The 19,357-nt window shown below is 45.0% G+C and carries 21 protein-coding genes; 18 read left to right on the forward strand and 3 right to left on the reverse strand.

All coding sequences use genetic code 11. The features are described 5' to 3' along the window. Positions 1-175: 175 nt before the first annotated feature. The 6 genes from EI981_RS12390 (at position 176) to EI981_RS12415 (ending at position 5,880) form a co-directional block, all read left to right on the forward strand. On the forward strand, positions 176-1,591 hold the full coding sequence (locus EI981_RS12390; protein ID WP_227011815.1) for a right-handed parallel beta-helix repeat-containing protein: 1,416 nt from the start codon (positions 176-178) through the stop codon (positions 1,589-1,591). Continuing rightward, positions 1,588-2,163 carry a nitrous oxide reductase accessory protein NosL gene (locus EI981_RS12395; RefSeq protein ID WP_126998548.1) on the forward strand — a complete coding sequence of 192 codons (576 nt, stop codon included), beginning with the start codon at positions 1,588-1,590 and terminating at the stop codon, positions 2,161-2,163. Before EI981_RS12390 ends, EI981_RS12395 begins: the two co-directional genes overlap by 4 nt. A gap of 26 nt (positions 2,164-2,189) precedes the next feature. Continuing rightward, a complete protein-coding gene (locus EI981_RS12400; RefSeq protein WP_126998550.1) occupies positions 2,190-3,011 on the forward strand; it encodes an ABC transporter permease in 822 nt (273 codons plus the stop codon). Further along, on the forward strand, positions 3,004-3,732 hold the full coding sequence (locus EI981_RS12405) for an ABC transporter ATP-binding protein (protein WP_126998552.1): 729 nt from the start codon (positions 3,004-3,006) through the stop codon (positions 3,730-3,732). The genes EI981_RS12400 and EI981_RS12405 overlap by 8 nt, the downstream gene beginning before the upstream one ends. 140 nt (positions 3,733-3,872) lie before the next feature. Then, on the forward strand, positions 3,873-4,343 hold the full coding sequence (locus EI981_RS12410; RefSeq protein ID WP_126998554.1) for a GNAT family N-acetyltransferase: 471 nt from the start codon (positions 3,873-3,875) through the stop codon (positions 4,341-4,343). A gap of 100 nt (positions 4,344-4,443) precedes the next feature. After that, positions 4,444-5,880, forward strand: coding sequence for an amino acid permease (locus EI981_RS12415; RefSeq protein WP_227011816.1), 1,437 nt, complete (start codon positions 4,444-4,446; stop codon positions 5,878-5,880). On the opposite strand, the gene EI981_RS12420 is transcribed toward EI981_RS12415, so the two are convergent. Then, positions 5,822-6,451 carry a LysE family transporter gene (locus EI981_RS12420; protein WP_126998558.1) on the reverse strand — a complete coding sequence of 210 codons (630 nt, stop codon included), beginning with the start codon at positions 6,449-6,451 and terminating at the stop codon, positions 5,822-5,824. The genes EI981_RS12415 and EI981_RS12420 overlap by 59 nt on opposite strands. A 481-nt stretch (positions 6,452-6,932) precedes the next feature. Between EI981_RS12420 and EI981_RS12425 the strand changes: the two genes are divergently transcribed. The 12 genes from EI981_RS12425 (at position 6,933) to EI981_RS12480 (ending at position 17,582) form a co-directional block, all read left to right on the forward strand. Further along, complete coding sequence (locus EI981_RS12425; RefSeq protein ID WP_126998560.1) at positions 6,933-8,693, forward strand: sensor histidine kinase; 1,761 nt, start codon at positions 6,933-6,935, stop codon at positions 8,691-8,693. Positions 8,694-8,773: 80 nt separating this feature from the next. After that, positions 8,774-9,478 (forward strand): response regulator transcription factor, encoded by a 705-nt coding sequence (locus EI981_RS12430; protein WP_126998562.1) that lies wholly within the window; start codon positions 8,774-8,776, stop codon positions 9,476-9,478. Next, positions 9,478-9,999 (forward strand): CDP-diacylglycerol--serine O-phosphatidyltransferase, encoded by a 522-nt coding sequence (gene pssA, locus EI981_RS12435; RefSeq protein ID WP_126998564.1) that lies wholly within the window; start codon positions 9,478-9,480, stop codon positions 9,997-9,999. The genes EI981_RS12430 and pssA overlap by 1 nt, the downstream gene beginning before the upstream one ends. Positions 10,000-10,011: 12 nt before the next feature. Then, a complete protein-coding gene (locus EI981_RS12440; protein WP_126998566.1) occupies positions 10,012-10,503 on the forward strand; it encodes a DedA family protein in 492 nt (163 codons plus the stop codon). A gap of 101 nt (positions 10,504-10,604) precedes the next feature. Then, on the forward strand, positions 10,605-11,147 hold the full coding sequence (locus tag EI981_RS12445) for a P-loop nucleotide/nucleoside kinase family protein (RefSeq protein WP_126998568.1): 543 nt from the start codon (positions 10,605-10,607) through the stop codon (positions 11,145-11,147). 143 nt (positions 11,148-11,290) lie between these two features. Further along, positions 11,291-12,181, forward strand: a complete 891-nt coding sequence (locus tag EI981_RS12450; protein ID WP_126998570.1) for an NUDIX hydrolase — start codon at positions 11,291-11,293, stop codon at positions 12,179-12,181. Beyond that, entirely contained in the window at positions 12,182-12,736 is a 555-nt protein-coding gene (locus EI981_RS12455) for a riboflavin biosynthesis intermediates N-glycosidase (RefSeq protein WP_126998572.1), read from the forward strand. A gap of 14 nt (positions 12,737-12,750) precedes the next feature. Next, positions 12,751-13,584 (forward strand): TIGR02452 family protein, encoded by an 834-nt coding sequence (locus tag EI981_RS12460; protein ID WP_126998574.1) that lies wholly within the window; start codon positions 12,751-12,753, stop codon positions 13,582-13,584. 219 nt (positions 13,585-13,803) lie between these two features. After that, positions 13,804-14,979, forward strand: coding sequence for a DUF4272 domain-containing protein (locus EI981_RS12465; protein WP_126998576.1), 1,176 nt, complete (start codon positions 13,804-13,806; stop codon positions 14,977-14,979). A 171-nt stretch (positions 14,980-15,150) separates the two neighbouring features. Beyond that, positions 15,151-16,188 carry a YdcF family protein gene (locus EI981_RS12470; RefSeq protein ID WP_418789066.1) on the forward strand — a complete coding sequence of 346 codons (1,038 nt, stop codon included), beginning with the start codon at positions 15,151-15,153 and terminating at the stop codon, positions 16,186-16,188. A gap of 45 nt (positions 16,189-16,233) precedes the next feature. After that, positions 16,234-16,758 (forward strand): GNAT family N-acetyltransferase, encoded by a 525-nt coding sequence (locus EI981_RS12475; RefSeq protein ID WP_126998580.1) that lies wholly within the window; start codon positions 16,234-16,236, stop codon positions 16,756-16,758. Continuing rightward, complete coding sequence (locus EI981_RS12480) at positions 16,755-17,582, forward strand: imm11 family protein (RefSeq protein WP_126998581.1); 828 nt, start codon at positions 16,755-16,757, stop codon at positions 17,580-17,582. The genes EI981_RS12475 and EI981_RS12480 overlap by 4 nt, the downstream gene beginning before the upstream one ends. Before the next feature lie 170 nt (positions 17,583-17,752). On the opposite strand, the gene EI981_RS12485 is transcribed toward EI981_RS12480, so the two are convergent. Together EI981_RS12485 and EI981_RS12490 are read right to left on the reverse strand one after the other, a co-directional pair. Then, positions 17,753-18,640: an IS3 family transposase gene (locus tag EI981_RS12485; protein ID WP_126998582.1), complete on the reverse strand. Its 888-nt coding sequence runs from the start codon at positions 18,638-18,640 to the stop codon at positions 17,753-17,755. After that, positions 18,637-19,311: a helix-turn-helix domain-containing protein gene (locus tag EI981_RS12490; protein ID WP_126998584.1), complete on the reverse strand. Its 675-nt coding sequence runs from the start codon at positions 19,309-19,311 to the stop codon at positions 18,637-18,639. Before EI981_RS12490 ends, EI981_RS12485 begins: the two co-directional genes overlap by 4 nt. Positions 19,312-19,357 lie beyond the last annotated feature (46 nt).

Raw genomic sequence — 19,357 nt, forward strand, 5'->3', positions numbered from 1 at the left:
TTTTTTGTAGCACTTGATTTGTCACATAAACGACATAAAACTGTTCGCTTTTTTATGAAAAAGGGCTAAAAAGGGCTATATTAGTGAAGAAAGTTATAGCTTATTCTAGTTTTGAGGATGATGTACGTCTGTTGGGTCATCTGTAAATAAAAGGGAGGGAGGAGGGGGACAGAATATGGTAGCCAATCGCCCAAAGATGTTCTTTGTCCGAATTAACTTACAGCTTCTAGTTATAGGCTTAGTAACAGGAATAAGCTGGAGTTCGGCTTTTACTTATACATCAGCAGCGGCGGATAGCAATGAGCAGGCCACTATGGAGGCTTCCATACTTCAACGAATGATTAACGAAGCAGAGCCAGGAAGCAGTATTGTGCTGCCTGAAGGAAGCTACTCTGGATATATCTTGATCGATAAGAAGCTGACGATTCGAGCGGACAAGACTGTGTTATCAAGCATAACTGCAGACCCTGCTGTAGTGGTCAAGGGAGATGGGGCAGTTCTTCAAGGTCTTGCTATCAAGCAGGGGGATGCTGATGAAGAGACAGCGGCTGTACTGGTTCAAGCGGATAATGTCGTTCTGATGGATCTGAATATCAAGACGCAGGGGTTTGGCATAATGCTGCGCGATGCAAATGAAGCGACAATTCTAAATAACGAGATTGCCTGGAAAAAGATAAAAAATGCCAACGGCAGCATATCCGGACAGAAAGGCAATGGGATAGATCTGTACAATTCGTATAGCAATCGGATTGAGCAGAATCGGATTTACAATATGAAGGACGGCATTTATTTAGAGAAAGGCAGTCAGTTAAGCATTAAAGAGAACCGAATTTACAGCTCTCGATACGGAATTCATTGTATGTACATAGACGAGTCCCAGATTGTCGGCAATATAGGTGAATATAATTTCACCGGCGCGATGATCATGGGAGTCAAGGACACAAGGATATCCAACAATTCATTTCTGAAGCAAAGCTGGAATGTGTATTCACAGGGAATCTTGTTATACGATGTACAGACCTCTACAGTTGAGCGAAATCAAGTGGATGGTAATCGTGTTGGAATCTATATGGAGCGTTCCAGTAACAATGAACTGAAGGAAAACTCGGTTAATCGGAATTTTATAGGCATTCAAATGCTCAACGCGGAGAATAACAAGCTTCATTATAATGACTTTGTCGCCAATGTAATCGAGGCCGAGGCTGTGAACAGCAAGGATAACGATATCTTTCATAACTACTGGGATTCAGCACAGGGCCTGGATTTAAATGACGACGGAATTAGTGAAATCGCTTACTCTATTAATCCTTTCTATCAGCAGCTCATATCGGATAAACCGGCATTTCAACTTTTTTTTCAATCACCGGGTATGGCATTTCTAAGTTCAATGTATGAGGGAAATCGGGATCAGTGGACGACAGACAGTTCTCCATTCATGCATTTAAATGTGGCTGGGGATCATATCTCGACGTTAAGCGATACGGGGGGAGAGCATGTACTGTCTGAGAAGACATTTATGCTGATTATTGCTTGTATGCTGCTTGCGACAGCTTCATTAATTATTATTTATACGGGGGGATCCAAATCATGAAAAAAGGTCTAGCAGTTCTAATGATTATGTTTGTAGTTGCCGCTCTGGTGGGATGCGGGCAGAAGAAGTATGCGGCACAAGCGATCAATGAGGACGTGAATGTATGCGCCGTTTGTAACATGCAGGTGAAGGATGGAGCGTATGCAACACAGATCGTCACCAAAGATGGCCGAAGCATTAAATTTGATGATATTGGTTGTATGAACAAGTGGAAGACTGAGAACGGAATGGATCAAATCGGTATGGAGTATGTGCGTGATTACAACGATAAGTCCTGGGTTGAGTATGAGAAAGCCTCTTATGTCTATGATCCTTCTATCCGGACACCGATGGCATACGGAATTGTCAGCTTCAAGAATAAGAAGTCAGCAGAATCATATATGAAGGATCAGGGTGTTGGTGCATTGTTAAGCGCAGATGATCTAGAGAAGCATGCTTGGGAACAAAGCATGGACATGCACGGTATGGATAATCACGAGCATATTGAAGAAGATAGCGGACATGAGCAAATGCATGGAGACGGGGATGCTGAACATGGAGAAATGAACATGAGCAGCAATAGCGGGCACTAATCCGAATAAAGGACGGAGATATGAGCATGACGGATTTACTGCAAATTGCTAAAAGAGAGATTAAAATGGGATTCCGTAATCCCTGGTCCTATTCTTTTCTCATCCTGTTTTCTGTGTTCAGCTTATGTCTGCTCCTGATTAACTCTCAAAATGAAGTCAGCGGTTATTCAGGAGTTACAGGCTCTATGATCAGTCTAATATTGTACCTCCTCCCGCTTATGGCTTTGTTCCTGGGCTCTTTCTCGCTGACAGCGGAGAAGGAGGAGGGGAGCTGGCAGCTGCTATCGACCTACCCGCTTGGAACACTTCCATTTCTAGTTGGGAAGTTTGCCGGGCTGTCTATCGTATTGCTGACAATCGTCTCTTTTGGTTATGGACTTATGGGATTCATTGCGATCATTCTGGGTATTGCCTTTGAGTTGAACACATACCTTCTTTTTCTCGCCTTCTCCTGCGGATTAGTTCTACTATTCCTGAGTGCGGCTCTATTCATCGGCTCTCTGTCCAGGAATCGCTGGCAGGCTCTGACGATCTCACTAATGGTCTGGTTCTTCCTGGTGATCAGTTGGCCCGCTATTTTGATCGCTGTGTTAGGTCTGCTGCCATATCCATGGATTAAGCCGCTACTGAGCCTCTTGACCTTGTTGAACCCGGCTGAACTGGTGCGTCTGTTTGTTGTCATCAAGCTCGGCGGAGGCTCGGTGTTGGGGCCGGAATATTATGAATGGGTCAGCTGGATTCGAGAGCCTTGGGGGAGTCTGGCATTTATTCTCGTATTTATAGCCTGGATAATGTGTTCAATTGCTTGTGTGTACTGGATTTGGGAAAGGAGACGTTCTCGTGGCTGATCCTTTGGTAAGAGTTATGGACGCGGGTAAAGTTATCAAAAAACAGACAATTGTGGAACATATCAATTTGAGTATAGATCCTTCGAGTATTGTTGGACTTTGCGGTGGAAATGGTGCAGGTAAGAGTACGATTCTACGAATGATTGCTGGTATTATCCAGCCTACCTCGGGAGAAATTTATGTGAACCATTTACAGTGGAAGAAGGATCGAAAGCGATTTGCCGAGCACATAGGTTATATGCCCGATGACTATCATTTCCCGCAGGGCCTGACTGCGCATGAATTGCTGTCGTTCTGGGCTGCATTACGCAGAGTTCCTGAAGTCAGAGTAAGGGAAGTGCTGAGGATCGTAGGGCTAGAGGAGAAACGAAATATAGCGGTTAGCACGTTCTCCAAGGGGATGCGTCAACGAGTTCTATTTGCTCAAGCGATTCTGGCTAAGCCGCCATTGCTGATTATGGACGAGCCTACAAATGGTCTCGATCCCTATTGGATGAATGAATTTGTTAAGCTGCTAAGAAACATTAAGCATGAAGGGCATACCGTAATCTTCTCAACTCACCAATTGGAAATCGCTGAAGAGATCGCCGATTCTGTTGTTTTCTTGAATGCAGGTCGAAGCTGTGGCGGAGGAACCTTAGAGCAATTACGACAAAATTACGGACAATATCCGCTACATGCCGCCTTCCAGCAAAGCTTAGGCTTTAAGGCAATTCTATAATGTAGGGAAATGCGTATATCTTAGGAAGTCGCAGCAATGCGGCTTTTTTCTGTTGATAATATCTTAATTCATCACATAAGTAATTCATTGCATGAATGAATAAAGTTCATGCTATATTATTGACTGGAGGGGAATAATAAATGCTAATTAGAGAGATTGAGGAAAAGGATAATAAGCAGGTTGAGAATCTCATCAGAACTTGTCTGATAGAATTTGGTGCAAATAAACCGGGCACAGCCTGGGCCGACCCCAATTTAGGAGATTTCTATCATCTGTATAGTGCTGAGGGATACAAATATTGGGTTGTCGAACATGAAGGCCAGATTGTAGCCGGCTGCGGCATTGGGCCAGTTCATGACTTTCCTGATATATGTGAACTGCAGAAGATGTATGCATTGCAAGAAGCGCGTGGTACCGGAACAGCGAGTCAATTGCTTAAGATTGCCCTTGATTTTGCTAAGGATCATTATAAGCAATGTTATCTGGAGACACTTAGCAATATGATTGCGGCTAACAAGTTCTATGCCAAAAAAGGATTTAAGCAATTAGACAAGCCATTGAATGCGACGGAGCATTTTGCTTGTGACGCATGGTATATTATTGATCTATAAAATGATTAAAGCGGGTTATATTCCTTCGGATTCTACATAATCTCAACACCCTAGGGGATGATAACAGAGATTCATAAATTTCTGTGAAGGGGAGTTTATGGTGTCTCAAAATAAAAGCCCTGCGACAAGTGAGAATAAGTTGAAATGGTGGCAGCTGTCGTTGCTTGGAGTAGCCTGTACGGTAGGTACAGGTTTTTTTCTGGGATCCCATATTGCTATTCAACTTGGAGGCCCATCGGCAGTTATAGCTTATACATTAGCAGCCTTTGGAGCTTATCTGGTCTATGACAAGCTGTCGCAAATGACAGCGGAGGATCCGATGGAGGGATCTTTCCGTTCCTACGCCAAGAAGGCCTTCGGCCGTTGGGCGGGCTTCAGCAGTGGCTGGGTGTACTGGTCGTCAGAGCTGCTGATTATGGGAAGCCAGCTAACAGCTCTTGCCCTGTTCTCAAGATTTTGGTTCCCGCAAGTACCGATGTGGTGCTTTGCGGCTGGATATGGCATTGTGGGTCTTATCATTATTTTCATCGGGACCAAAGGATTTGAACGGATGGAGAGCATTTTTGCTGTTATGAAGATTGCGGCCATTTTCATGTTTCTAGTGATCGCTATACTTGCGATTGCCGGAGTACTCAGGACCGATGCTCATGGACCGTCAATCCCTAGGGACTGGTTTCCCAATGGCATTCTCGGCTTTTGGGCGGGGCTCATTTTTGCTTTTTACGGCTATGGAGGTCTAGAAGCACTGGGGCTAATGACGATGCGACTTAAAGATCCTAAAGAATCCCCGAAGTCTGGTAAGGTAATGCTCTTGCTGTTGATGTTCATCTATGTCATCTCAATTGGTCTGGCGCTGATTCTCGAGCCTTGGCAATCCTATACGGTCAGAGAAAGCCCTTTTGTCGTGGCTCTCGTTGATTACAGGCTGTCCTTTGTTCCGCATTTGTTCAACGCCGTCCTCATTATTGCCGGATTTTCGACGATGACAGCCTCGTTATTTGCAGTCACGACGATGATCGTTACTCTAGCCAGGGACGGAGATGCACCGCGATTTTTTATTAAAGGGAAGAAAGAAGAAGGGAAGAAGCCCTTGCCGGCTATAGGTTTGACGACGGTAGGGCTGCTTGCCTCCGTTGTGTTCGCTCTGTTAATGCCCAGGAGCGTCTATGAATACATTACCACGGCCGCAGGGATTATGCTTCTGTACAACTGGATGTTTATTTTGCTGATGTCAGGTAAGCTACTTAAGCTCACGGGCTGGGGGAAAGCCAAGCGTTACATCGGCATGTCGCTGATCAGTCTGACGCTGGTGGGAACCCTATTTCATAAAATCAGCCGTCCCGGATTCTTTATTAGCCTCGGATTTATCGTCATTATCGGGTGTGTCACTCTAATCATGCGTCATTTCTGGAATAAGGCCGATGGGGCAAGGAAGAATTCATCCGACAGTAGAAAAGGAGCTAAGATTCCCCCCAGTATCAGTTCCCGAACAAAATACGGTATGCCTCGTATCCGAAGTAAAGGCCGAATCCGATAAGAGATAGGCCGGAAATTACCGAGACAGCGCCAATGAGACGCCCGGTAAGGATTCGTCTGAACATGCTGGCCACCAAGGCCATAGCTACATCCCAGAGCATGATGCCGGCCATGATAGCACAGCTGTAGAGTAACACCCTTTTGGCGTCGTATTTAGCGATCATGTCCGCTAGTACCGATCCGTAAATTCCCATCCAAAACAGGATGGAGAGAGGATTAGAGATGGACATAATGAATCCGGCGCTAAAGGATTTTACATGCGATTCATTACCGCCACGGGTTTCCATCCCCGTCTTACCGACTGTAAGTAAGCTTTCCACTCCGATGTAGGTCAGAATGAAGAAACCGAATAACAGAAGGAATGTTTTCATAAATGGAATGTTAAGAAAGTGAATAACGCCGAAATAAACAAGCAGCATAAAAATCCCATCCGCTACCATAGCACCGAGTCCGACTAACCAGGCATGAAGAAACCCTCCTTTTATCCCCCGGTCCATCTGGGCGGCATTAATGGGCCCGATCGGCGCAGCCAACGAGAGTCCAAGCAATAAATGACTGATCCATATACTCAATATTCATACCCCCAAACCTAAGCTCTGTGTTATATCCTATGAAGAAAAATGACTTGTACAACTAAAATTTCCCTTGTCCTCACTCCAGCATCCATAGTCGATGGGGAGGATAACCAATACGGGACAGCATGTACAGGTTATTCTTTTTCTTGAGCATTTAGTATCCGGTATCTGGGAGATCTGAGTCGGAGTCCTCCTAATATCACTGCAATAGAATAGCCTTTACTTTATACTATATTCCTGTTTATAGGGTTGATCATCAGGGTTGTCAGCCTGGAACTGTCTTTCAGATGAACTGATTTTCTTAGATAATTCCAGGGAACAATATCGCTATGTAAATATTCCGCTTCGCCTGTCGTTATAGATATATGCTGCTTCATTGTTATCGTAGTTACTTTGCAGGACACATAAAGAACAAATGACTCAGTTATAGTGTATATATCGAGAAAGTCTGATTACAGAGAATTCTGTAGGTGAAAATATGAGAAATAGAAGCATTACATTCAAACTGTTTATTTTATCTGTCATTTTTTTTGCTTGTTTTTATCTTATGATCATTCTGTCGCAGTTCTTCTTCTTTGAGAAGTTCTATCAGAATTACCGCATAACTAAGGTGGAGCGGGAATTGGATAAATTCGCCTTGAAATATACGCAGGAGAAGGCAGATAACAAAGAGCTTCTACTGGAAGCTGTCAAATTTATGAGCCACAGCCGTAGCCAGCTGGCGGTTGTTAATATGGACGGAAATATGGTGATGGAAGACCCTTACCGACTAGTGCTGGAGCTTCCCGATCATAAGAGGGTCCTCGTTGCGCTATCTCTTTTTATGAGTATGAATCCGGAGAAGTTCAGGGAGGCCAATATTAAAGTAGGGGATAAGTTAACGATCTGGGGAGAGAAGGACATTCGTGAGAATGAATCACCCATGGTCCTATACCCGGATAAGATCAATAAGCTAAACTCCAAATCCTCATCAATTGGCGAGAACTTCGATGAAGATTCCTCACAAATTTCGGGTACTGTCGTCGATCTCGTCCTGCCGAATATCAAGAACTGGAATCAGCGTCAAGGCTTGCTCATGGTCGCTCTGTATGAGCATTTTCCGCTCTCTGCAGAGGTCAAAGAGCAGCTTAATTCGATGGTTAAGCAGGAATTCCAGTGGGTGGAGCCATGGAGTGGCACAAGCAATTTTATCATTATTGAGCCTATCATGAAGGAGAATGGGAAAAAGGATTTGCTGTTCACCGTAACCTCACTGCAGGAGATTAGCGATGCGAATGAGGCGCTGCGTTGGTTGTTCATTTATGTTGGATGCGGCGGCATTATACTCATTCTGATCCTGGCGCTCTTCTTCTCCAAAATGGTGGCGAAGCCTTTAATCGCATTAAATACAATGGCCAAGAAGATGCTCAACTTTGAATTTGGATCCTTAAAACCGATTCGGCAGAAGGATGAGATAGGCGGCTTGTCTATGAGTATGCTAACGATGTCGCAGAAGCTGGATAATGCGCTACGCGAGCTTAAAGAAGCGAATCAACAATTACAGAAAGATATGGAACAGAAAGAACGAATGGAAAAGACACAAAAGGAATTTTTTACCAATGCGTCTCATGAGCTAAAAACCCCATTAAGTATCGTCAAGAGCTTCGCCGAAGGCTTGAAGGACGGGGTGAATTTGAACAAACAGGATCACTACATCTCCGTTATTGTCGAAGAGGCTGAAAAAATGGAGATGTTGATTACCAATATGTTAGATCTGGCGAGGTTGGATTCAGGAACAATTGAATTGCGAAAAACATCCCTTATGCTCAGTGAACTGGTGGAGAAAGTTGCTAGCAGACTGATGTACCCATTGCAGGACAAGGGATTAGAGATCGTCGTAGTACCGGTGAATGAACAGCCTGTACCGGCTGATCCACTGTGGTTCGAGCAAGTCGTCTTGAATCTGATAACGAATGCTATTCGTCATGCAGTAACAGGAAGCACGATTCTCATTGAAGTCATTAGTACACCAGATCGGACTACCTTGTCGGTGTCGAATCAAGGGGAGACCCTAAGTGAAGAGCAACTGGACCTCATATGGGAGCGATTCTATCGCGGAGAAGCATCACGCAGTCGGCAGACCGGGGGAACCGGCCTGGGACTCTCGATTGCTCGGCAAATCATGGATTTGCATGGCTGTGGCTATTCGGTGAGAAATCTGCAGGATGGCGTTCAATTTCTCGTCGAGTTCCCGGTTTGATCCTCAGATGGCTCAATCAAAAATTTTGAGCCATCTGAGGTTCGACTGTGGATGGAACAGATTTAGAAAGAAGGAATATCGTGAGTAAACATGTGCTTATAGTGGAGGATGAGGCGCGGATTCGAGAGGTGATCTCGGATTACTTCATTCAAGATGGCTGGCAGGTCACGGAGACGGACAATGGGCGCGATGCACTGAGTTGGTTCGAAGCTCTCTATCCCGATCTGGTCATCTTAGATATTATGATGCCTAAGATGGATGGATTTGAGGTATGCAAAGAGCTGCGACTTCGTTCGGGGGTTCCTATTATTCTATTAACAGCCAAATCGGCGGATCAGGACAAATTGCTTGGTTATGAGCTTGGAGCGGATGACTACATTACGAAGCCGTTCAGTCCAAAGGTATTGGTTGCCAAGGCAAACTCGTTAATGAAGCGTGTTATAGACAATTACAAACCGGATGGATACCGAATCCTGTTCGGTTCTTCCGTTCTTAATACGCTGGCGCATCGACTGGAAGTAGATGGTGTGGAGGTTGAATTAACACCCAAGGAGTATGAACTCCTGCTGCTTCTCATCAACAATAAGAATCTAGTTGTGACCCGTGAAGCGATTATCGCCCGGGTATGGGGAATTGAGTTCGAGGGAGAAAATAGAGTTGTAGATTCTCATATTAAGAAGCTAAGGTCCAAGCTCGGGTATGATTCACAATTTATCCGAACCGTGATTGGCGTCGGCTATAAATTTCAACAAGAAGATTCCCTTGATCAGAAAGGAGAATTATAATGAATTGGAAATTCATTCCTAACACTTTTACTTTTGTTAATTTATCTGCGGGTGCAACCTCTTTAATATTAACGATTCATGAGCAGTATCGACTTGCTCTATTCTCTATAGCTATTGCAGCTCTATTTGATGTGTTCGATGGGTACTTGGCACGGCTAATGAACTGCAGTAGTGATTTCGGCAAGCAGCTCGATTCCTTAGCGGATATTGTTTCTTTTGGTGTGGCGCCAGTTTTTCTGGTCCTATTGCATAGAACCGGTGAATTTCATTGGCTGAGCGCTGTAGCAGCAATTATATTTCTAGTATGCGGTGCCTCAAGGCTTGCTAGATTCAACATTTCGATGTCAAGCCCTCATTTTACGGGAATGCCTATAACCTGTGCTGGAACCTTGTTGGCTTGCTTGTCGCTTACGAACAATTTAAAACCATCGGTGATTATTGCGTTTATCGTTGTATTATCATTTCTAATGGTTAGCCGTATTCCGTTCCCTTCACTTAAGAATATCAGCATCAGGAAATAATCGGAGGAAGTTATGGAGACAGCTATTGAATTTGTAACGCAATATGGATATGCCGCAATTGTAGTACTGTTGGCGCTTGGGATTGTAGGACTTCCGATCCCGGATGAGACACTGATGGTGTTTGTTGGTTATTTAGCATCAGAGCATATATTGAACTATTTTCTAGCTATTATAGTTAGCTTCATCGGTTCAGTGACTGGAATGGCCATTACTTATGTGATTGGGAGAAGAGTCGGCTCAGCTATTATCGAGAAGTGTGGGAAATGGGTTGGGCTGACTCCTAAACGATACGACAAGGTCAAGAATTGGTTCAACAAGTACGGTGCGTGGACGATTGTATTTGCCTATTTTATCCCCGGTATCCGTCATGTTTCCGGCTATATGTCCGGGATTTCAAATCTTCCATTTCGAAAATACATCGCCTTCTGTTGTACAGGAGCATTGGTGTGGACCATTTTGTTCATTTCGTTGGGTTACTTCATCGGAGGCCGGATTCTGCAGTAATGGATGCAAGTTCAAATAGAAGATATAATTAAACTTTACCTTTAATAAAGGCGTGGAATTACATATCCTATAATTAAAATAGGAGGAGGGATTCTACGAATATGGATCATAAATTACCCTTATTTATCGTTACAGGTGCAAGTGGTACAGGCAAAACAACTGTGATGCAGGAACTTCCGGCTCTTATGCCGGATTTTGTTGTATTTAGCACAGATGATGATATTTTTGGTACAACGGGCCCTAAGTTGGAATATCAGGACAGATACAATATATTACTGCATTTTGCTAGTTTTGTAGCGAAGTCGGGAAGAGGTACGATCATCTGTGGTACGATGATGCCTTGGGACATAGAGAAATGCGATAGTTATAGCCTTTTTAGCGATATTTGCTTTATTAATCTACATTGTGATGATGCAACTCGTAACCATCGCCTTCGCAATCGGGGGGATCGAGCTATGTGGTCGGATGATATGCTGAGACAGCATGAGCAGTTTGCCCAGTGGCTACTTGATAATGCGGAGTCCGCATATCATCCTCCGATGCCTACAATTCATACTTCGAATATGTCACCGTATGAAGTGGCAGAGCAGATCAAGCATTACGTTATGTTGAATTGGCTTGCGGCGGCAGAAACTTCAAAATAAAATAAGTTGTGTGAAAAATCTAGACATGAGAATCCTGCGTTGACTTGACAACGTGGGATTTATAACATATATTGTTATTAACAAATTGATAATAACAATATATTACTAAGAGAGAATTATGATTACGGTGCAGGTGACGATAAATGGAGTTAAGGGATCGCAATGGGTTGACGGAACGAGAATTCCTGGAACAATATCGAGCTGGAGATTATGAGCGTCCGTCGGTGGCCACAGATATGGTCATCTTCACGGTGAGTGATACGGTGGAAGATAATTATCGCAAGCTGCCCGAGAAGGAGCTGCGCATCCTGCTTATTCAGCGCGGTGGGCATCCCTATCTGGGACAATGGGCGCTGCCGGGGGGATTCGTCCGTTCTACGGAGACGACGGAGCAGGCGGCTCAGCGGGAACTGTGGGAGGAGACCGGCGTCGATCATGTCTACCTGGAGCAGCTATACACCTTCAGCGAACCGGATCGTGATCCGCGCACCTGGGTAATGAGCTGCTCTTATATGGCGCTCATCGATAGCAGTCAGGTCCAGGTTGAGGCCGGGGATGATGCGGATCATGCCGCTTGGTTCCAGCTCTCTTATCGATTGGTGCGGGAGTCGATGGAACTGCTGGAAGACGGGTATATCAAGACGAGGCAGTACGATCTTAGTCTGATCCATGGAGATGTCTGCTTGAATGCTGTCGTAGAACGGAAGATCACATCGACGGATACAGCCCATGCAACGGAGTATGCCATTATCTCCAATGAAGGGCTTGCCTTCGACCACGCGAAGATTATCGCCTGCGCTATCGAACGCCTGAGGGGCAAGGTTGAGTATACGGACATTGCGCTTCATTTAATGCCTAAATTGTTTACCTTAACAGAACTGCAGCAAGTATATGAGGTTATTATAGACCGAGATCTGCTGAAGGCGGCCTTCCGCCGGAAGATCGTCGATCTTGTTGAAGAGACTGACCATTATACGGAGAACGCTGGTCATCGTCCTTCAAGACTGTACCGGAGAAGTAGGGAGAGGATTTAATTGATCTATAACATAGAGGAACTTCGTAAAGCACATAATGCGGGTCAGAAATTTAAGTATTTGTTCTTCTGGGGACATACGCCGCCGTCGGATGGCAGCATTAATCAGAGCTGCTTCAGTCAATGGTGGAAGTGCGAATTTACCGTAGAGGGCAAGCGCTATTCCTGTACTGAGCAATATATGATGGCGGAGAAGGCGCGCCTGTTCAATGACAGTGAAATGGAAGCAGCGATTATGAATGCCAAGCATCCGAAGCAAATGAAGGCCTATGGCCGTGCTGTGAAGAACTTCGATCATAAAGTATGGGAACATAACTGCTATGAAATTGTGAGGGAAGGCAACTTGGCTAAATTTTCTCAAAATGAGCAGCTAAGGAATTTTCTGAAGACGACGAAAAATCGGATTCTCGTAGAGGCTAGCCCTCTTGATCGCATCTGGGGCATCGGTATGGGGAAGGACGATCCCCATGTTGAGAATCCGGTAAAATGGCGGGGACGCAACTTATTGGGCTTCGCACTAACTGAAGTGCGGGATCAGCTCTTAATACAAGATTGAAAGTAGGGATTACCATGAACCGAAAAGCAATTGCACAAGATACGCTGCGTTATATTCAGCAAGGATATTATGAAGTAAACGGACGGCGGATTGATTTTTCCGCAGAGCAGAAACATTCCGAGGATCGCAGCGTGCTAATTACGCCTGAACAAGGGGATGCGCTGGTGCGCACTTGTACGATACCATCGATTGGAGAACAGGCGAAGCAGACAGTCGTTAGTGCGGCAACAGTCAAGGCAATACTTGATATTACACAGGCGGGGGTTGAACGGGTTGGTGTGCTCAACTTCGCCAGCGCCAAAAATCCGGGAGGCGGCTTCCTGAATGGTGCAATGGCGCAGGAGGAGAGTCTTGCTGCATCAAGCGGTCTATACGGTACTCAGCTGCGTAACGAAGGCTACTACAAGGCTAACCGTGCCTGCAAGTCCATGATGTATACCAACCATGCGATCTATTCGCCGGATGTGGTATTTTTCCGGGATGAGAGGTTTGAGCTGCTGGAGCGGCCGGTAACTGCCTCCGTATTGACGCTGCCAGCAGTCAACTATGGACAGGTGCTGTTGAAGGGGGAAAATGCGGAGCAGGCGCTGCAAGTTATGCTGGATCGTATGCGTCTTTCTCTAGCCATCTTCGCTGAACGAGGTGACCGCAACCTGATTCTTGGAGCATACGGCTGCGGCGTATTTCGTAATGACCCGGTCAAGGTTGCGGGCTGGTGGCATGAGCTGCTCATAGAGGAAGGCTACGGCAAATGCTTCGAGCATATTGTATACGCAGTCCTTGACAGCTCCAAAGATCATAAATGCATTCGAGCATTTGACAACCGTTTCGGAGGTCAAGTAGGCTAACGTTATACACTATACGTGTTTAAAAAGTCAGACTTTCAGCACCAAGAAGGTTGGATGAAGCTAGGGACTGAGGAGTGGAGCGTACGTAGTGGGTACGCGAGCACCGGAAGGCCCGGCTGAATTCAAGATTCGATGCCGATTAAGCTAGAGTATTGCTTCGTGATCAAAGGGGGACTTTTTAAACAACCCTTATTCGCACTTTTGAGGAGGTTACAGATTTTGCAATATTTCTCCATATTTGCTTCTAAGAATGATATTGATGATCTAGAGAGCATGATAGCGAGCGTGTTCGCGAGAAGCTATAAGATCGGGAAGAGCGGAAGCGATTATATCCTGCAGTCCAATTCCCTGTTCAAGAAGCAGAAGCTGACAATCCGGGTCTTGACCGAGGATGGGAACCCTGATTATTTCGAAGCGAATATTCCGGGAATGATGGGCTTTTACGACCGTATCCCTTTTGCTGATGAGCATCTGAAGGAATTGGTACTTACGCAAATTTCCGTCTTTAACACATTGCTTGCGATCGAAGCGGAGAAGGAACTGAGCGAAGGACAATGGCAGCTATGTCTCGAACTGATGTCTGCACTTGGAGGCATCGGATTTCTGCAGGATGGTACCCTGCTTGACAGTGACGGACGAGCGATCGTTCATCCGGACGGCAGCTCCGGTCCAGCTGAGTTCACACCTCATGCGTGCACGAATAAAATTATGGGTCCACAGAAGACATCAGAGGAAGGCGTGGGGAGAAAGCAAGCGTCTATCTCCTACATACGGGATCGTGGTATACCTTATCTGGAATCGATGCCTGAGCTTCCACCCGCGGCAGAATGCAAGTGGAAGACGCCAGAGGAAATTGCCAGCAGGGCTGTGGCCCTGCTGATCGTTATTCAGTATGCTTGCGATGTTGCCCAAGGAGAAGATCTTGGGGAATCCAGGGACTTCATCATCAATTTATTGCAGAAATTTGGTGTGGAGGAGCAGCTGACCAATAAGGAAAGAGAGCTTCTGCAGGACGAGAATCCGACGAATCGGGCAGCCATCAATATAACTTGGCAATACGAAGCTTATTGGGCGTTGATCTGGGCGCTCGGGCTCGTAGAGAAGCTCGATTTTCCCGATCAGGTTTGCGACTGTGACTATGCCATTAAAGTCGTCTCGGAATGCGATTCCTTCGATGATTTCTATCGGAAAACTTCGATGCGCAGTCAAGAGGAAATTCTGGACGAAGCCGACAGAATCTACCGGCTGCACTGGGCGTGCGTGGACAGTCGGATCCATGGTCAGGAATTACCAGCGGGTATGAATGAGAGCATCGTCATGGAGAGGCGCCGTGGTCTGTTCTGGATGATCGGACGCTTTGATGAAGGCTGGGACGATATATCGATGGACACATAGTCATAGTTAAATAGTCGCTGTTTACATGAATGACCGCCTTTTTATGGGCGGTTTCCTTTTTTTGTGGTATCCTTATAAGGCGTTTTGGGTAGGGGAATAATCTCCACTTGCCGAAGAGACGATATATACATATAAGTAATTTATTTGTGGATGGGGTGTACAGCATAGATGATACTTGCATTGTGGATAGTTCCGCTTGTCACATTGGTTATATTCCTCTGGTTCTACCTGAGAGATCCAAGACGAATTATTAATGGCTTTCTGTTCAACATATTTGCCCTTTCGGCTGGTGGAATGTGTATTCTTGCGGCAATAACGTCCGATATTCCGATCCTTCGAATACTTGCGATATTTCCAGTCATTTTAATCTTTCTTGTTTTGCTCTTTGGCGGCTTCGCCTTGGCGATCCTCTTACTGATTAATGGTCGAATCTTAATCAAAAAAGAAGGACGGAAATTTTCTAACTATCTCGCCCTTCTATTAGGGATCTGCATCTTAGCTTATATCGTCCTTTCTTTTATTCAGCCGGTTAGTTACATGCCGTGGTGGGCCCAAATTCTATATTCTGGGGTAACGGTCTTACTATTCTATTTCTTCATCGATTTATCCAGCTTCCTGTCGGCTTATTTCCTGTATCAGTTCAATCGTCCGAAATTGAATCAGAATTTTATTGTTGTACTCGGGAGCAGAGTAATTGGCCGTAGAGTTCCACCATTGCTCGCAAATCGTATTAATAAGGCGATTGAATTTTATCATCGTCAGGAAGCGGTGACAACCCCGCCTAAGATCATTTTCTCCGGGGGAAAAGGGTCGGATGAACAAGTGTCAGAAGCCGAAGCGATGCAAGCTTATGCTTTGGACAAGGGGATTCCGATTGAGGATACGATTCAAGAGAATCGTTCTACGAATACATATGAGAACATGCTGTTCTCCAAGCAGATTATGGACGATTTGAGCGGAGGCAGCCGATATAACAGCATTTTCACAACAAATAACTTTCATTTGTTCCGGGCGGGGATGTATGCGCGCTTAGCAGGGTTGCCAAGTCAAGGGATCGGGGCCAAGACGGCTCTATATTATTGGCCAAATGCGATGATTCGGGAATATGTCGCTGTTGTCGTCATGAATAAGAAACGGCATAGTATCGTCTCTGGTATCTTATTAGGGATTCCGGTTATCGTACTGATGTTTACGTTTTTTGTGAGGTGATCTCAGATTTGAATCAGAGTTAGAACGGGAGAGGGGAGTATATTCATGGATACAAAATATTCAGTAGCTCAAGCAACGCATCAGGATTTGGATGATTTAGTGCTGTTATTTGACCTCTATCGAGTGTTTTATCAGCAGCCCTCTAATTTGGAAGGAGCAAGAGCATTTTTATTCGAACGCTTCAATCATGCCGAGTCGGTGATCTTTATTGCACGAAATGCTTCGAATGGCCAAGCGGCAGGATTTGCTCAGCTCTATCCTACATTTTCGTCTATTTCTATGCAGCGTTCATGGGTACTTAATGATCTGTATGTGCGGGAGGAAAGCCGTAGAGAGGGCGTTGGTGAGTTGTTGCTGAAGCATGTGAAGGAATTTGCTGTATTAACAAAGGCAAAGGGCATTGCACTGTCAACGGCCCTCAATAACATCAAGGCACAGTCTCTGTATGAGAAGGAAGGCTACGTTAAGGACAATGAGTTCTATAATTATTTCTTAACACTAGAACAGAACGGATTGAAGGCAAAATCGCACTTGGAAAAATCAAAGAAAAGAGCTGGAGCTAAGCGATGAAAGTCTGGAAATGGGGCTATGAATCTGATAAATATGATTCTTTTACTTTTCCTAACCGTGATGCAGTAAGTCAATATCTAGATCCTTATTTTAATGGAACTGTAATCGGGGAAAAATGGGGAGTGGTGCCGTTTGAAACCTATCGATCGCGGAAGCGTTGTGACTGTACAGGGATAGGCAGCCATATTCCTATATTCGGTGAACGTACCGTAGAAGTGCTTGCACCTTATCTCAATTCGAATGTAGAGTTACTGCCTTTACAGCATCCTTCAAAGCGTTTCTATGCTGTCAATGTCATTAGGCTTATAGATGCATTGGACTATGAGAATTCAGAAGTTGAATATGTTGAGGGACACCCCGGCTTTGTTAGAGATGTTCATCGATTTGCATTCAAGCTGGATGTGATCCAAGAGTCCCCGATCTTTATGATTCCAGAATATAAGAGTCTACGTATATTTGTGACGGATACTTTTAAAGAGGCAGTAGAAGCTAACGGGCTAAAGGGATTCACTTTTGAGTTGCTGTGGGACTCCGAGATGAATAATGATGCAGAGGCAGATTTGGAGTGGCAGTATCAAGAAGCGTTAGCGGCTGTAGAGCGTAATAAGGGTGAAGAATTCTCTTTTGATGAGGCTATAAAAAGAATGGAAGCCGGGGAGAGCTTAGCGAGCGGTCAGTGGAGGCTTCAGCAAGCACCTGACGGAACGATAAGACTTGGGAATCTTCAAGCAGATGGCAGCTATAACTGGATTCAGCCGATCTTTTATCCCCCAGTCCTGCTTGATCTAAAGTGGCATGTAGTGAATTCTCTGCCAGTGAAATAAGAAACTAACTGTCATACCCCTTACATCGAACTTTCGTTAGACGTTCGAGCATTTCATGAGCATAATAAATAGTCACAGATTTGATAGTTTACAAGGAAAAAAAGGAAGGCTGCCTAACCAGCAATGTGAACTGCACCCCGTCAAGTAGACAATACAAATAAGTAAAATATTTAGGCGGTCTTAGTCCTGTATTCCATGGGACTGAGACCGTTTAATTTTGCTTGTAAACGGTCATTGTTGTAGAAGTGGATGTAGTCGTTAATGTCCTTCTCTAGTTCCTCAAAGGTACTGTATGTATTCAGATAATACCTCTCGCATTTTAAGGTCCCCCAGAATGCCTCCATCGGTCCGTTGTCGATACACCGACTAATACGTGACATACTCTGTGTCATGTTGGCTTTGTCCAGTTTTCGTTTGAATTCTAACGAAGTATATTGAAAACCTCGATCACTGTGTAGCATAGGAGTAGCGCCCGGAACAGCATCAAGAGCTCTATCCAGCGTTTCAAATACGAGTCTGTTGTTGTTCGAATGCCCAATCACACTGGAAATAATCATGTTGCTGTGGAGATCCAGAATAGCGCTGAGATAAGCCTTCTGGCCGTTTCCGCACTTAAATTCCGTTACATCAGTTAGCCATTTCTCGTTGGGCTTTTCAGCCTGAAACTTGCGGTTCAGCAGGTTCTCTGCAACATGCTGAGGTGTAGAGCGCATGTATTTCTTTTTCTTCCTGCGAATGACCGACTGTATACCTGCTAGCTTCATAAGCCGCTGGATTCGTTTGTGGTTAATAGGTTTGTCCGTGTCTCGAGAGAGCTGGACGGTATGTCTTCGGTAGCCGTAAATGCCTCGCACCTGCTCATGAAGGGCTAGTATGGCTTCTGTCAACTGTTTGTTCTCCTGCTCACGCTGGCTGGGCTTATGATTAATCCATTTGTAATAACTAGACCTTGGCACCCGAGCTACCTCACATAGTATCCGCAGGCTAATCTGCGACTCTTCGTGAACGGCTCGAATGGCCAAGTAAACATGCGCTTGTCTATGCCCGCTTAAACTCATCTCCCTTGCAATTCCCGTAACTTTTTTAAGAATGCGTTCTCCGCTCTTAACCGTTCATTTTCATATTCCAGTTGTTTCATTGCAAATTTCTGCCGATCGGTTTCAGTCAGTTCCTCGGGTGCTTTCTTTCGACCTCGCCCATCCTTTAGCGCATCCGGCCCCCCACTCTCATATTTCTTCACCCACTGGTACACTTGATTGTAGGAAACCTCAAACTGGTCTGCCGTCTTCCGATAGTCACGCTCATGTGCAATACAATAAAGCGCGATATTCATTCGTTCCTGCCAAGTAGTAGTCCGACTTTTTGTCATAGACCTTGCGCCCCCGTTATACGTTTTCAAGTTGCTATGACCATTATACTTGTCGATCCACCGTTTGAGTTGAGTACGGCTTGCAATTTTATATTTAACGATTAGTTCGTATTGCGAGTATTGTCCCGAAAGATAATCCTGGACCGCCTGGGTTTTCAGTTCTGATGAATAACTGCAGTTACGAGTTCGGATTTCCAATCCATCCATTCCATAAAGCTCGTAACGTTTACGCCATTTCACCAATGTATTAATACTGATTTTATGTTGGCGAGCGACTTCGGCCCGAGTGCCCTCCCCCGAACTTAACTCTTCTAAAATTGCTAATTTTTCTATTGCTGTGAATGTGTCTGGTTTTGACAAAAGAAATGCCCCCCTCTGGGTAGTCGGTTTATTTTTTAAACCTGTC

Source organism: Paenibacillus lutimineralis, assembly GCF_003991425.1.
In the GTDB taxonomy this organism is placed as follows: Bacteria; Bacillota; Bacilli; order Paenibacillales; family Paenibacillaceae; genus Fontibacillus; species Fontibacillus lutimineralis.

Excerpts from the sequence above, each read along its gene's own strand:
- EI981_RS12390 (WP_227011815.1), top strand. The coding sequence starts at position 176 with ATGGTAGCCAATCGCCCAAAGATGTTCTTTGTCCGAATTAACTTACAG.
- EI981_RS12395 (WP_126998548.1), top strand. The coding sequence starts at position 1,588 with ATGAAAAAAGGTCTAGCAGTTCTAATGATTATGTTTGTAGTTGCCGCT.
- EI981_RS12400 (WP_126998550.1), top strand. The coding sequence starts at position 2,190 with ATGACGGATTTACTGCAAATTGCTAAAAGAGAGATTAAAATGGGATTC.
- EI981_RS12410 (WP_126998554.1), top strand. The coding sequence starts at position 3,873 with ATGCTAATTAGAGAGATTGAGGAAAAGGATAATAAGCAGGTTGAGAAT.
- EI981_RS12425 (WP_126998560.1), top strand. The coding sequence starts at position 6,933 with ATGAGAAATAGAAGCATTACATTCAAACTGTTTATTTTATCTGTCATT.
- pssA (WP_126998564.1), top strand. The coding sequence starts at position 9,478 with ATGAATTGGAAATTCATTCCTAACACTTTTACTTTTGTTAATTTATCT.
- EI981_RS12440 (WP_126998566.1), top strand. The coding sequence starts at position 10,012 with ATGGAGACAGCTATTGAATTTGTAACGCAATATGGATATGCCGCAATT.
- EI981_RS12445 (WP_126998568.1), top strand. The coding sequence starts at position 10,605 with ATGGATCATAAATTACCCTTATTTATCGTTACAGGTGCAAGTGGTACA.
- EI981_RS12450 (WP_126998570.1), top strand. The coding sequence starts at position 11,291 with ATGGAGTTAAGGGATCGCAATGGGTTGACGGAACGAGAATTCCTGGAA.
- EI981_RS12460 (WP_126998574.1), top strand. The coding sequence starts at position 12,751 with ATGAACCGAAAAGCAATTGCACAAGATACGCTGCGTTATATTCAGCAA.
- EI981_RS12475 (WP_126998580.1), top strand. The coding sequence starts at position 16,234 with ATGGATACAAAATATTCAGTAGCTCAAGCAACGCATCAGGATTTGGAT.
- EI981_RS12480 (WP_126998581.1), top strand. The coding sequence starts at position 16,755 with ATGAAAGTCTGGAAATGGGGCTATGAATCTGATAAATATGATTCTTTT.
- EI981_RS12485 (WP_126998582.1), bottom strand. The coding sequence starts at position 18,640 with ATGAGTTTAAGCGGGCATAGACAAGCGCATGTTTACTTGGCCATTCGA.